Here is a 13,504-nt window from a genome sequence, read left to right as displayed (position 1 = left end):
CTTCATCCTTGTAACTTGACTAATCAAATTTACGGTGTTATACTCAGAAAAACCGAATTGTTTTTAAAAACTATTCGCATATATATTATAATACTTAAAAATTGTATAGTCAATTTCAATAAGCGTCAATTATGAGTAATGCGGAGAAAAGAAAGGAGAGATTCTATGAAAAAGCACAGACAACTTTTGGCTCTGTTTATATGTCTGGTGATGTCAGTCAGTCTTTTAACAGGATATTCTGAGACGAAAGCTGCTACTGAAGAGCCGACGCAGAGTGCGGAGCAGGATGCCACGCAGGAAACTGCTGAAACCCGTGAGATCACAGACATGGCAGGAAGAAAAGTAACTGTCCCAACAGCAGAAAATATTGAATCTGTTTTTTCAGCGGGTCCTGTAGCTGCAATTTTTCTGTATATGGTTGCACCGGATAAGCTTCTTGGGTGGAATTATGAACTGAATGATGTTGAGAAATCTATTATTCTGGACAAATATCAGGATCTTCCTAATTTTGGAATGGGTGATGCTGTCAATTATGAAGCAGTAATTGCTGCCAATCCTACAATTGCTATTAATAGTGGAAAGATTAATGATGCAATGGTTTCTGATTGCGATGCGTTATCAGAAAGCCTTGGAATTCCGGTTGTTGCAGTAGACAACGAGCTTAATAATTCTGCGGAAGCTTTTCGTTTTATGGGCGAACTTCTTGGTGTAGAAGATCATGCAGAAGAGCTTGCCCAGTATGCGGAGCAGGTATTTACTGATATTAATGCACTTTCAGATATTCCAGAAGAAAAGAAAGTCAGTGTATACTTCGGTAATGGAGAGGATTCACTGGAAACTGCACCCAGGGGATCCCAGCATGCACAGATTTTTGATGTCATCAATGCAGTCAATGTTGCAGATCTGGAATTGGGAGATGGATCTCGTGTTCAGATTTCAGCAGAACAGCTTCTTGCATGGGATCCGGATGTGATTGTTGTAAATGGTGAACCAAAGGCAGATAAAAGCGGAAGTTCTGCAGCAGAAGATATCCTGAGCAATCCTGATTATGCTTCATTAAAAGCAGTACAGGACCAAAAGGTTTATGGAACTCCGAATGCACCGTTTAGCTGGGTGGATCGTCCGGCAGGACCAAATCGTCTGATCGGTATGCGATGGTTCTCAGCATTGATTTATCCGGAATATATTAAATGTGATATCAATGAAGAAATACATAAATTTTTCGATCTTTTTTATCATGTTGATCTGTCCGATGAACAGTTGGAAAATGTTCTGAAAGGAACTTTATAAAGGTTAGGCATGGACGTGAAAAAGGGCTATACAATAAATAAACGAAAAAGAAACGCTGGTTCCGGTAAATACCGGTTCCGGCGTTTCTTTTTATAATTTTCGGATTATTGCGCTTCCATGCAGATCGCATACAGGATCTGCAAACAGATGGTTTTTCAGACAGAATTCCCCAACCGCTTTTCGGCATCCGGAAAACTGTGTACTGTACACATCGTGAACCAAGAGAACTCCTCCGGTGGCCAGGCGTTCATAGAACAGAGGAAGTGCAGCAGCAGTTGGAGCATAAAGATCCGCGTCCAGAGATACAAAACAAAAAGTTTCATCTCTAACATCGGAAAAGGTATCTGGAAACCATCCTTTGTGGATCACAGTACGTGTAGGATCTGGCATAACATGAAGAACAGAGTCAATATCAGTAGAAGAAAAATCACCTGTTTTGGCGCGGGACAGATTACCGGAGGCTTCTATTGTGATATCCTTTTCTGAAAAGCCCTCAAAAGTATCAAAAAGATGGATTTTTCGGTCTGGAAAGGCTGCACTGATCAGGGAAGAAAATTCACCTCGGAAAACACCCAGTTCTGCAACATTTCCCGGAATATCCAATTGATAGATCTGCTCAGATAAAAGACGCATAACAGCAACCCGTGCGTCAAACATGCGAAGGACGGAGGGATCACGAAAAGGTCCGTGATAACCCAGGTTTTCCATCTGTTTTATCATAGAATTACGCCGTTCTTCATCCAGAACTCCCAGGATGACCAGATCCGGGAGAAGTGCTACTGCAGCATCCGGAGAACAGACTGGAATATTCCCAATATAGGATCCGTGTTTATGGGGGTCATTATCAGCAAAGCACAGGAGCTGACAGGGACTGTTGAGAAGTCTTGCTGTCATTTGTCCAATTTGTCCGGCACCAAATATTACAGCTTTATATACGGATTTTGCCATCATTTTGATGTAGCCTTTCTGTCAGCACGAACCTGGATCATCTGTCCTGTGATGGAAATGGCGATTTCAGCCGGTGTTTCTGCTTTGATCTCCAGTCCTATAGGTGAGATGATACGGTTTAAATCTTGTTCATTAATGTTGTATTCTTCAATCAGACGGCGAAATACAGCAGCTTTTTTTGCGCGGCTTCCAATGACGCCTATATAGCATGCAGGTGTAGCAAGAAGCTGTGCCTGTACAATGGTATCATAGGAATGTCCGCGTGTCATGACGCAGCAATAATCAGCAGCTGTGATAGAAACATACTGCTTTAGATGGTTGAAATCACAAAGTATTGTTTCAACTGCTCCCGGGAAAAGAGCAGGATCTGTAAATTCCGGCCGGTCATCCAGGACAACACAGCGAAAATCAACGCTTGCAAGGATTGGGACAAGCTTTTGTGAGACATGTCCGCCGCCGAATACATAGACAGTTCCTGAGGTTCCAATCTGTTCAGAAAACAGATCATAATCTTCACTATGATATCGGTGTGGCTTTGCAGATAAAGAAGATAATACAGAAGAAGGAACATTGGCAGTTCCGATGAGACCGCATGCAGGACTGTAGAGGCTCACACCGGAGGTGGTGAGAAGATCGCAGATCAGCCAGAAATCTTTTCGCTCTTCATAGAATTTTTCCGCAGTTTCCGTGATTTCCATAATAATCGGATCGTTATGATCAAGATACTGGAAAAAGGCCGTAACATCACCACCACAGATCATACCAATATTTTCAACATCTTTATGATTCAGCCGGAATTCATGCTGGCAGGATTCCTTTTTTTCAAGAATATCCAATGCCATACATTCAGCACGATATTCTACAGCTCCACCTCCGATGGTTCCGGAAATTCTGCCGCTTTTTCCGACCAGCATGCGGGAACCGGCACCTCTTGGTGTAGACCCTGAGGATGCTGTAACGGAAACAAGTACAAGATCGTTTTCCTCTAGGAATTGTTGTTTTATTGTCTGAAATAATGTTCTCATATAATAAAATACCTCCTAACTAAATTAAGTGATTTTTTTGCTCCAGTTGTGTATGTCTGCCTGGACTAAAGCGTGATATGGCAGAGCGACTGTATCATGTCCTGCAGTTTGCGGGCTTGTTCTAACTGCTGCTCATGAGCTTTGCAAGCTTCCGGACTTTTGCATTTACTCATGCTGTCGGCAAATCTTTTTTCTATGGTTACACGTTGTGTTTCCTGAATCAGTTTATCAGCCAGAAATACAATAGCTGCTTCATCCAGCTTGGTTTCCAGCAGACCATGGTGCTGTGAAATAATCTGGCTGATCTCAGGATAACCTAACTGTAAGAAAAGTTCACCGCCTGTTTTGGTGTGATGCCTCTGAAGTCTGGCAATATCATGCAGAAGTGCACCGGAGCGAACAAGCTTCTGATCAAAGATATAACCATTGGATTCCAACATATTGCATAAACAACAGGCAAGTTCAGTAACAGCATCACTGTGAGCCTGTACATGACGGGGCAGAGAAACCGCATTGCGAAGCCTGAAGCATAGCCCGTCATTTAATTCAGGATGAGGCAGTATATAACTGGGATCAGAGAAAGAAATATTATTTCTTTCATTCACTTCCAGATGATAGTAAGAGCCACAGGGAAGACGAAACCGCTGCCTGCTGTACATACCGGAATGTAATGCATATATATAAGAAGAGATTACATCTGTATGAGCTACCACTGCAATATCACCTTCAGAAGCGCAAAGAATCTTATGAACTGCCTGCGAAAAGCGAAAACCAGATGCAGCAGGAGTTTCTGCTCCCGGGATCGGATGATCAGGGTTATTTTCACGGGCTTTATAAATGTCCGGCCATCTCTGGCGTATTTTATCAAAAGAAAGGCCATCCCATTCTCCCAGATTTCGTTCTGACAGATCAGAAACAATTATATGTGGAAGCTCAGGTGCCATATGGCCTGCTGTCTCAACAGCTCTTAACAAAGGACTGCAGTATATCCTTGATATTTTATCGGACAATTCTTCATTAAGAAGGACTGCCTGCAAGTGTCCAAGCATGGATAGAGAGAAATCTGTCTGTCCCACACAGTAAGAATGTTCATCCGGATACTGTGGTTTTCCATGCCGGACCAGATAAAGGCTACGCATTTAAAAATCCTCCGAAACATTCTTCAAATATTTTTTTTGAACAGGAACGTGTTTCTTCTGAAAAACGGGCATATCGTTTCAGAAATTCTTCGCCGTATGGTGTCAGTTCGCTATGGCTTCCCCTTGTACCGCCCTGGCTTCTGATGATCAGAGGTTCATGAAGCTGTGATTCCAGGGTATGGATCAGGTTCCAGCTGGTAGAATAGGAAATGTGCATGCGCTCACAGGCATCACGGACAGATCCTGTTTCATGGATCAGTGTAAGCAGCGAATAGAGCTTTTCATCAAAAAAAACTTTTTCCCGGGCTAGCTGAATATGGATTTCAGAACGGATCAGGCTCTGGTTGTGTATACGGAGGAGTTCATCGTAATCCTCTGGTGTATCAGCATCATGAATAATACCGGGATCCTCTACATTAAGATAATACATGGGTTCCCCGCAATTATCCACAGCACCTTTAAGTCCTGATTTTCCGTCATCACTTAGAATGGAATCAATCAGTGTGGAACGAATCAGAATGGGATGACCGGGATTGCCATTACAGACCGGAGTTACAAGGGGACGCCCCAGAGAGAGCATTTGCGTGACTGTCTGGGCTGTGAACAGCGGAACATCAACAGGTGTAAAGAGTACCGTATCCACTTTGTCTTTCAGATACTCAAGTCCAATCCTAACAGAATCAAACATATGAGTGTTTGCATAGTTCTCATTTCGAAGAAAGACTACATTATTGGAAGCCAGGTGGCATTCCAGAACATCTGCATGATATCCGGTTACCACTACTACTTTGGAGATTCCGGCCTGCCGGAAATTATTGATCACGCGCTGTGCGATGGAAATGGAGCCAAGCTGAAGCATGGGTTTAAAGTCTCCCATTCGTGATGATTTCCCCGCAGCCACGATGAGGGCGCCTGTCTGCATTCAGATACCTCCTTCTTTCAATGACATTATACAAATTTGATATTATTATAACATATAAAAGAATAAAAATAGTTAAAATTTTAAATACAACAAAATAAAATTGTCTGGAATATATAAAATAGCCAACTATTAATTATTTGTAATTTGTATAATTGTGCAAAATCATGGTAGTATGGATATATAAAATAACGTGGACAGGAGAACTTTTTTATGGATAAGATTTTTGAGATTACCGCAAAAGAAGTTACTGTACAGGTAAAAGATGAGCGTACAGGGGTTGTATACAGCCGGACGCTTCCCATCGATTATTATGAGAATGCAAATGTTTTAAAGCTCAGCGGTGAGAATCTGGACGGAAGCAGTTCTTCCATTGTTTTCTATTCCGCCAGAGGAATAGAGAGACTGAAAGATCTGACAGGCAGAGGAGCTGACCATGATCCGTGCGGAACGCATAAGCCTGAAGATCAGTAAGATGGAAACGAATATTTTTAAAAGGAGGAATGGGACATGATTAAAAAGACATTGAAGATTAATGGTGTTGAGAGAATACTTATTCTTGATAAGGATGAGACACTGGCGCAGGTACTCCGTAATCACCTTCTTCTTACAGGATGTAAGATCGGCTGCGGTGAAGGTCACTGTGGAGCCTGTAATGTTATTATGAACGGAAAAGTTACAAGATCCTGTATCTATAAGATGAGTCGTGTTCCCGATCATGCAGAGATCACAACCATTGAAGGTGTGGGAACAATTTCTGATATGCACCCGATCCAAGTTGCGTGGATGGCATATGGATGTGCACAGTGCGGTTTCTGTTCACCGGGATTTATTATTTCCGCAAAAGTACTTCTGGATAATAATCCAAGTCCTACCCGTGAGGAGGTAAGAGACTGGTTTAATAAACAGCGTAATCTCTGCCGTTGTACAGGTTATAAGCCGCTGATTGATGCTACTATGGCAGCAGCAGCAGTTATGCGCGGTGAGATGACAAAGGAAGACCTTGTGTTCAAACAGACAGGGGATTCTATTGTTGGAACAAATTATATCCGTCCGTCAGCAGCACAGAAGGTAACAGGTACCTGGGACTTTGGTGCAGATGATGCGTTAAAGATGCCATCAGGAACACTTCGTCTTGCTCTTACACAGGCAAAGGTTTCTCATGCAAATATCCTCAGCATTGACACAACAGAAGCAGAGAGCATGCCTGGTGTTGTCCGTGTTATCACAGCAAAAGATATTAAGGCAGCAGGCGGAACCAATAAGATCAATGGTCTTGTAATGCTTCCAAAACACAACAAAACAGACGGATTCGAACGTCCTGTACTCTGCGATGAAAAAATCTTCCAGTTTGGTGATGCGATTGCCATTGTAGCTGCTGATACAGAAGAGCATGCACGGGCAGCAGCAGAAGCAGTTAAAGTTGAGATTGAAGAGCTTCCTGCATACATGAATGCAATGGATGCCATCGCACCGGATGCAGCGGAGATTCATCCCGGTACTCCGAACGCATTCTTTGAGACAAACTGTATCAAGGGTCCTGATTTTGACTGGGACAGCATTTCGGATTCACAGCAGGTTGAGATAGAATCTTACTGTTCACGTCAGCCTCATCTTCATCTTGAGCCGGACTGCGGTTATGGTTATATTGACGAAGACGGTATGATAACTGTTCATTCCAAATCCATTGGTATCCATCTGCATATGCCTATGATCGCTGATGGTATCGGTGTGCCAATGGAGAACTTACGAATTGTTCAGAACCATGCAGGAGGAACCTTTGGTTATAAGTTCTCTCCTACAAATGAGGCTTTGATCGGTGCTGCTGTTAAGATTCTTGAACGTCCGGTATCTCTGGTATTTAATCAGTTCCAGAATATTACATATACGGGAAAGAGATCTCCTGCATTTATGAATATCAAGCTTGCAGCAGATGAAAACGGTAAGCTTCTTGCACTCTGGGGCAATAACTATGTGGATCATGGTCCATACTCAGAATTCGGTGACCTGCTTACAATGAGACTTTCCCAGTTTACAGGTGCAGGTTATGGAATCAATTCTATCCGCAATAAATCTACAACAGTATTTACAAACCACGCATGGGGTTCCGCATTCCGTGCTTACGGTTCTCCGCAGTCTTACATGGGATCTGAGATCGCGATAGATGTTCTGGCAGCAAAGATGGGAATCGACCCGTTCGATATCCGTGAAATGAACTGTTACAAAGAATCCGAAGGCAGTACAATCCCTACAGGTTATCCGCCTGAAGTATACTGTGAAGAAGATTTGTTCAAGACAGCACGTCCACTGTATGAAGCAGCTAAGAAACGTGTGGCTGAAAAGAATGCAGCTTCTGATGGCAAGATCAAATATGGCATCGGTGTATCTCTCGGTGTATATGGCTGTGGCCTTGACGGTGTTGATACATCAAACGCATTCGCAGAGCTGAATCCGGATGGAACAGTTACAATGTATGCTGCATGGGAAGATCACGGACAGGGCGCTGATATGGGTGTTCTTGTATCATCTCATGAAACACTTCGTCAGGCAGGAATCAGACCGGAACAGATCAAACTTGTTATGAATGACACCAAGACATGTCCTAATGCAGGTCCTGCAGGTGGATCACGTTCACAGGTTATGTCAGGTAATGCATGTCGTCTGGCAGCAGAAAACCTTGTGGCAGCTATGAAGAAAGAAGACGGAACCTTCCGTACTTATGATGAGATGGTGGCTGAAGGTCTTGCAACAAAATATGAAGGTAACTGGGTGACAACCTTCTGTGCAGATCATCCGATCGATCAGGATACAGCACAGGGTGATCCGTTTGCAACCTACATGTACACGATCTTCCTTCCGGAAGTTGCTGTTAATACAGAAACAGGTAAAGTTAAAGTTGAAAAATTCACCTGTGTGGCTGACGTAGGTACGATCATGAACAGACTTCTTGTAGAAGGCAACTTCTACGGTGGTCTTGTACAGGGTATCGGTCTTGCTCTTACAGAAGATTTCGAGGATCTGAACCATGATACTTCTCTGAAGAACTGTGGTATTCCGTATCCAAATGATGCGCCGGATGATATTGAACTTCATTTCAATGAAACATATCGCCCAAGCGGTCCTTACGGTGCTGCCGGCTGTGGTGAGGCTCCGCTGGATGCTCCTCATCCTGCGATCCTGAATGCAATCTACAATGCTACAGGCGCACGTATCACACGTGTTCCTGCCCGTCCGGAAAAGGTTCTTGCAGCATTAAAGGAACTTGAGAAATAATTCTCAGTATAATTTTATCATATGATATAATAAGGGGAGACGGGAGACTGTCTCCCCTTTGGAAATGAAAGGAGTATCGGGTTATGACATATATACAGGAGAGAGGTTCCACTCATGTTTATCACGTAAATCGAATGTCAAAGGAAGAGATGGATCATATGATCAGCCTCTGTGTTCATGAACAGCCGGCGTACTGTGTTGCAGCCTGTCCTTTCAAAGCAGATACAAAAGAAATGCTGTTTTATGCTGCAAAAGGAAATTTTAAGAAAGCTCTGGGGATCTATGAGAAGATCACACCATTTCCCATGATCCTCTGTAGCGGCTGTACTGCACCCTGTGAGGAGAAATGCAGGCTTTGTGAGCTGGGTGATGGCATATCCATACGTGAAGTAGAGCGTGCCATTGTCCGATATGGGGAACCTGGAAAACGGAGCAGTGTATTTCGTATCAGAAAGAAAAAAAAGGCTGTGATTTTTGGCTCAGGATTATTCCCGCTGTTTCTTGCAGGGGAGCTGGAAAAGAAGATGTATCCTGCAACCATTTACTGTCAGGAGAAAGATTATGAAGCCTATATTGCAGCAGCAGCACCAAAGCTTTCGGAATCAGATTGTAGGAATGAAGCAAAACGTCTCAGTTCCATGGATCTTTCCTTTGAATTCGGATGCAGTCTTGACCTTCCGTTTATCAGAGAGAAAATGAAGGAGGCAGATGTGGTCTGTGCTTCAGAGGAGGTGGCCAAAAAGCTGGCTCCTGAAGAAACAGCAGATGCAGAGATCATGCTGAGAGAACAGGCGGGAATTGTCAGCGGTCTGGCCCAGTCTGTGATGGATGCGGCTTTTGCTGCAAAGAGAGCTGCCCTGACTGTAGATCTCCTTGTACAGAATCTTTCGCCCCACAGCAACAGAGGCAGTGAAGGAGCAGTTACTACCAGGCTCTATACAAATATGGAAGGGATGAAAGGTTCCAAAAAGATTCCCTGCAGCATAGATGGATATTCAAAAGAAGAAGCTATGGAGGAAGCAAAGCGATGCATTCAGTGCCACTGTGATGAGTGTATGAAAAGCTGTGTCTATTTAAGTGAATATAAAAAGCACCCTGGTCTTCTTGCACGTGAGATTTATAATAATACCCAGATCATTATGGGAGATCACCAGATGAATAAACCGATGAATTCCTGTTCGCTCTGCGGACAGTGCACTGTAACCTGTCCAAATGGGTTTGATATGAGCCAGGTCTGCAAATCTGCAAGAGAAAATATGGTATCTACAGACAAGATGCCTCTGGCACCTCATGAATTTGCACTGATGGATATGCTGTTCTCCAATTCGGAGGCTTTCTTATGCAGACCTCAGCCGGGATATGAAACCTGCAGATATGTATTTTTTCCGGGATGTCAGGCAGGAGCCATAGCGCCGGATGTTGTCACAGAGGCATATGAGGATCTTTGCAGGAGGACAGAGGGCGGTGTTGCCCTGATGCTGGGATGCTGTGGTGCTATCAGTGAATGGGCAGGACGCTATGAAATGACAGAAAAGGTAAATGAACAGCTGAAGCAGGAGCTTGCAAAGCTGGGAGATCCCATGATCATAGCAGGCTGTCCAAGCTGTATGAAACAGTTAAAAGAGAGTCTTGGCGTCAGAGTCACAGGAATCTGGGAGATCTTAAAGGAAATCGGACTTCCCGCACAGGCAAAAGGGCTGGAGATACCTGTTGCAATACATGATGCCTGCGGAGCCAGGGGTGATGCGCAGACACAGGACATAATAAGAGAGCTTCTTGCAGATATGGGGTGCACTGTTGTAAACACAGAATATTCCAGAGATCTGTCTCCCTGTTGCGGATACGGCGGACTGACTTCCTACGCTAATAAAGAGATGGCAGATAAAATGACAGAAAAGTGTCTGGAACGATCCGATGCCCCATATATAACGTACTGCATGGCATGCAGGGACCGATTTGTCAGGGAAGGCAGGGAATCCAGACATATCCTTGAACTTCTGTATGGCACAAATGCCGTCAATATGCCGGATATCAGTGAAAAACGCTACAACCGGCTTGGGCTAAAAGAGAAGCTTTTAAAAAATATATGGAATGAGGAACTGATGATGGAGAAAAAAGATTATACCGTTGCATATACAGAAGATGCTATCAGTATGATGGATGAACGCATGATACTGAAAAGTGATGTGGAGCGTGTATTATCAGATTACAGAGAAAACCAGGAAGCGATTTTTGATGAAGAGACAAAAGAACTGGTGACAAGGAGCAGACTTGGAAATGTGACATTCTGGGTGCGATTTGTGGAAACAGAAGATGGGTATCTGGTACGCAGAGCATACAGTCACAGAATGAATATTATGAAAAGGGTGGGACAGTAATGGCAGCAGAGAGAACATATTATACCATTGATCCTGAGGGAAAGCTGACCTGCATGAAATGCAAGGTTCCTCTTGTAAAAGGAAAAGCAAAATTTATGTATCTGGAGAACGGTTTTCCTGTTGAGATGCCGGTTTGTCCCAAATGTGGTTTTGTCTATGTTCCGGAAGAACTGGCTCTTGGAAAGGTTCTGGCAGTGGAACGTGCACTGGAGGATAAATAGATGAACAGACATCCCGGAGGGGAAGAGCAGACACTTCATCTTCTGAAAAGCATAGAACTGAAAAAAGGAATGAAAGCTCTGGATCTGGGAGCAGGAGAGGGAGAGACAGTGCGGATCATGAAAGCATTTGGTCTGAATGTGCAGGGGGTGGATCTTGCTCCGCGAAGCAGTGAGGTGCAGAGGGGAGATTTTCTGAACCTTCAGTATGCAGCTGACAGTATGGATCTCTGTATCAGCCAGTGTGCATTTTTTGTCAGCAGAGATCAGAAAAAGGCAGTTTCTGAATGCTGGCGTGTACTGAAAAAGGGAGGATTTCTTTTACTGTCAGATCTGGATCCGGGCAATCTTTTGGAAATTGTGAAAGAAACAGGGTTTACGATTCTCTGTCAGGAGGATCAGACTGCTCTCTGGAGAGAATATTATCTGGAAGCAATCTGGAATGATTCATTCTGCTGCGAGGATCATAAGCTTTTGCAGAATGAATATAAAGGCAGAAAAATAGGCTATACCATGGTGGTTGGCAGAAAGGAGTAATGTATGGATCTTTACGAAAGAATAATGGAATTAGGCAGCATGGGATATCATTGTTCACAGATCATTATGATCATGACTCTGGAAACCATAGGAGAGGAAAATCCACAGCTTGTAAAGGCAATGGGAGGCCTTGGAGGAGGAATTGGTTACTGTGGAGATACCTGTGGGTGTTTGACAGGAAGTGCCTGTGCCATCGGATATTTTCTCGGCAATCTGGCTCCTGAAGAGAAGGAAGATACACAGATGAAGCCGGCTGTACAGGAATTATATCAGTGGTTCCGCCAAAAGACAGAAGAAGAATTTGGAGCTTTTTACTGTAAGGATATCACTCATCTGGACTGGGGCATAATTATGGAGAAATGTCCCGGACTTATTGCAGATACTTATACAAAAGTTATGGAAATACTGACAGAACGGGAGGTGCTGGAGCTTTGATCACCATTGGCAAAACAAAAAGTGTCTGTCCGGAATGTATGAAGGTAGTTCCTGCCAAAAAGTGTATTGGTGAAGACGGGATTTATCTGGTAAAAGAATGTAATGCGCATGGGAAATTTCAGACTCTGATCTGGGAGGGAAATGTAACAGATTATCTTTCCTGGGGAAGAGAAAATCTCTCAGCGGAAACTCCTGTAAATCCGAAGGTTAAAGAAAAATCCTGTCCGGATAATTGCGGACTCTGTGAGGAACATGAAAGAAAAGGGTGCTGTATGATCCTGGAAGTCACAAAACGCTGTAATATGCATTGCCCTGTCTGCTTTGCTTCAGCAGGAGAAGGCGGGGAAAACGGAGATATTCCTATCAGTGAAATAGAAAAACAGTATGATTTTCTGATGGCTCACGGAGGTCCTTTTAATATACAGCTCTCAGGAGGAGAGCCAACCATGAGAGATGATCTGCCTGAGATCATACATATGGGAAGAAAAAAAGGATTTACATTTTTTCAGTTAAATACCAATGGGATCCGGCTTGCCAGGGAGGATGGATATGCCAGAAAGCTGAAAAAAGCAGGACTGAATACAGTATTTCTTCAGTTTGACGGTGTGACAGATCAGGTTTATGAGACTTTGCGTGGGCAGGCTATGATGGAACTGAAGAAAAAGGCGATCTTAAACTGTTCAGAAGCAGAGCTTGGTATTGCTCTTGTGCCGGTCATAGCGCCGGGAGTAAATGATATGCAGATAGGGGATATCCTGAAATTTGGTCTGAATCATATGCCCTTTGTCCGTGGCGTACATTTTCAGCCTATCAGTTATTTTGGCAGATGTTCCCAGAAGCGCCCCACAAATCCCATCACCATACCAAAGATGCTGAGACTTATGGAAGAACAGACAGAGGGACTGATGAAAATTGAGGATTTTGCAGGCGGCGGAGCAGAGAATCCCTACTGCTCCTTCCATGCAAGTTATCTGAGAAAAGGGGAGCGGGAACTGAAGCTTCTTGAAAAAAAATCAGGAAAAGGATGCTGCTGTACTACCAGTGATGATTCCAGACAGTATGTGGAAAATCAGTGGAGCTACAGTACAAAAAACTATGATGAAGGAGAAATGACACAGACAGATGCGTTGGATGAGTTTCTGATCCGGATACATAATGAAACCTTTGCAGTATCAGGCATGATCTTTCAGGATGCCTGGAATCTGGATCTTGACCGTCTGAAACGCTGTTATATCTGTGAAGTGGATCCTGATTATGGAATGGTGCCGTTCTGTGCATATAATCTGACTAATCTGAAAGGAACCTATTTATACAGAAAGTGAAACGATCCAATATAGATGCA

General features: G+C 43.6%; 12 protein-coding genes. 8 read left to right on the top strand and 4 right to left on the bottom strand.

What is annotated here, in order from left to right:
• Positions 1-165 precede the first annotated feature (165 nt).
• Positions 166-1,290, top strand: coding sequence for an ABC transporter substrate-binding protein (locus MUB50_RS15825; RefSeq protein ID WP_138276938.1), 1,125 nt, complete (start codon positions 166-168; stop codon positions 1,288-1,290).
• Between the two features lie 90 nt (positions 1,291-1,380).
• Here MUB50_RS15825 and MUB50_RS15820 read toward each other — a convergent pair whose 3' ends face one another.
• The 4 genes from MUB50_RS15820 to MUB50_RS15805 all read right to left on the bottom strand — a co-directional run bounded on the left by MUB50_RS15820 (position 1,381) and on the right by MUB50_RS15805 (position 5,324).
• Entirely contained in the window at positions 1,381-2,184 is an 804-nt protein-coding gene (locus MUB50_RS15820; RefSeq protein WP_227752354.1) for a TylF/MycF/NovP-related O-methyltransferase, read from the bottom strand.
• Positions 2,185-2,237: 53 nt separating this feature from the next.
• Positions 2,238-3,263 carry an XdhC family protein gene (locus MUB50_RS15815; protein WP_118515221.1) on the bottom strand — a complete coding sequence of 342 codons (1,026 nt, stop codon included), beginning with the start codon at positions 3,261-3,263 and terminating at the stop codon, positions 2,238-2,240.
• Positions 3,264-3,328: 65 nt separating this feature from the next.
• Positions 3,329-4,402 (bottom strand): histidine phosphatase family protein, encoded by a 1,074-nt coding sequence (locus MUB50_RS15810; RefSeq protein WP_118515219.1) that lies wholly within the window; start codon positions 4,400-4,402, stop codon positions 3,329-3,331.
• Positions 4,395-5,324: an NTP transferase domain-containing protein gene (locus tag MUB50_RS15805; RefSeq protein ID WP_117676728.1), complete on the bottom strand. Its 930-nt coding sequence runs from the start codon at positions 5,322-5,324 to the stop codon at positions 4,395-4,397. Before MUB50_RS15805 ends, MUB50_RS15810 begins: the two co-directional genes overlap by 8 nt.
• 210 nt (positions 5,325-5,534) lie before the next feature.
• Between MUB50_RS15805 and MUB50_RS15800 the strand changes: the two genes are divergently transcribed.
• The 7 genes from MUB50_RS15800 (at position 5,535) to trsS (ending at position 13,484) form a co-directional block, all read left to right on the top strand.
• Positions 5,535-5,795: a hypothetical protein gene (locus tag MUB50_RS15800; protein ID WP_117676729.1), complete on the top strand. Its 261-nt coding sequence runs from the start codon at positions 5,535-5,537 to the stop codon at positions 5,793-5,795.
• Between the two features lie 36 nt (positions 5,796-5,831).
• The gene (locus tag MUB50_RS15795) at positions 5,832-8,594 is read left to right on the top strand and encodes a molybdopterin-dependent aldehyde oxidoreductase (RefSeq protein ID WP_244791503.1); all 2,763 of its coding nucleotides are present in this window, start codon (positions 5,832-5,834) and stop codon (positions 8,592-8,594) included.
• 83 nt (positions 8,595-8,677) lie between these two features.
• The gene (locus MUB50_RS15790) at positions 8,678-10,972 is read left to right on the top strand and encodes a pyridine nucleotide-disulfide oxidoreductase/dicluster-binding protein (RefSeq protein ID WP_173753025.1); all 2,295 of its coding nucleotides are present in this window, start codon (positions 8,678-8,680) and stop codon (positions 10,970-10,972) included.
• The gene (locus MUB50_RS15785; protein WP_019160623.1) at positions 10,972-11,193 is read left to right on the top strand and encodes a DVU_1557 family redox protein; all 222 of its coding nucleotides are present in this window, start codon (positions 10,972-10,974) and stop codon (positions 11,191-11,193) included. Before MUB50_RS15790 ends, MUB50_RS15785 begins: the two co-directional genes overlap by 1 nt.
• Positions 11,194-11,727, top strand: coding sequence for a class I SAM-dependent methyltransferase (locus tag MUB50_RS15780; protein WP_118515215.1), 534 nt, complete (start codon positions 11,194-11,196; stop codon positions 11,725-11,727).
• A 3-nt stretch (positions 11,728-11,730) separates the two neighbouring features.
• The gene (locus MUB50_RS15775; protein WP_118515213.1) at positions 11,731-12,162 is read left to right on the top strand and encodes a DVU_1555 family C-GCAxxG-C-C protein; all 432 of its coding nucleotides are present in this window, start codon (positions 11,731-11,733) and stop codon (positions 12,160-12,162) included.
• Positions 12,159-13,484: a radical SAM (seleno)protein TrsS gene (trsS, locus tag MUB50_RS15770; protein ID WP_118515211.1), complete on the top strand. Its 1,326-nt coding sequence runs from the start codon at positions 12,159-12,161 to the stop codon at positions 13,482-13,484. The genes MUB50_RS15775 and trsS overlap by 4 nt, the downstream gene beginning before the upstream one ends.
• The last annotated feature ends 20 nt before the right edge of the window (positions 13,485-13,504 follow it).

This window comes from Blautia sp. NSJ-140, assembly GCF_022868965.1.
Classification (GTDB): domain Bacteria; phylum Bacillota; class Clostridia; order Lachnospirales; family Lachnospiraceae; genus Blautia_A.
This window is presented reverse-complemented; position numbering and strand designations above follow the sequence as displayed.

Coding starts and splice junctions, on each gene's coding strand:
- MUB50_RS15790 (WP_173753025.1), top strand. CDS start 8,678: ATGACATATATACAGGAGAGAGGTTCCACTCATGTTTATCACGTAAAT.
- MUB50_RS15815 (WP_118515221.1), bottom strand. CDS start 3,263: ATGAGAACATTATTTCAGACAATAAAACAACAATTCCTAGAGGAAAAC.
- MUB50_RS15795 (WP_244791503.1), top strand. CDS start 5,832: ATGATTAAAAAGACATTGAAGATTAATGGTGTTGAGAGAATACTTATT.
- MUB50_RS15805 (WP_117676728.1), bottom strand. CDS start 5,324: ATGCAGACAGGCGCCCTCATCGTGGCTGCGGGGAAATCATCACGAATG.
- MUB50_RS15825 (WP_138276938.1), top strand. CDS start 166: ATGAAAAAGCACAGACAACTTTTGGCTCTGTTTATATGTCTGGTGATG.
- MUB50_RS15800 (WP_117676729.1), top strand. CDS start 5,535: ATGGATAAGATTTTTGAGATTACCGCAAAAGAAGTTACTGTACAGGTA.
- MUB50_RS15820 (WP_227752354.1), bottom strand. CDS start 2,184: ATGACAGCAAGACTTCTCAACAGTCCCTGTCAGCTCCTGTGCTTTGCT.
- MUB50_RS15775 (WP_118515213.1), top strand. CDS start 11,731: ATGGATCTTTACGAAAGAATAATGGAATTAGGCAGCATGGGATATCAT.
- MUB50_RS15780 (WP_118515215.1), top strand. CDS start 11,194: ATGAACAGACATCCCGGAGGGGAAGAGCAGACACTTCATCTTCTGAAA.
- MUB50_RS15810 (WP_118515219.1), bottom strand. CDS start 4,402: ATGCGTAGCCTTTATCTGGTCCGGCATGGAAAACCACAGTATCCGGAT.
- MUB50_RS15785 (WP_019160623.1), top strand. CDS start 10,972: ATGGCAGCAGAGAGAACATATTATACCATTGATCCTGAGGGAAAGCTG.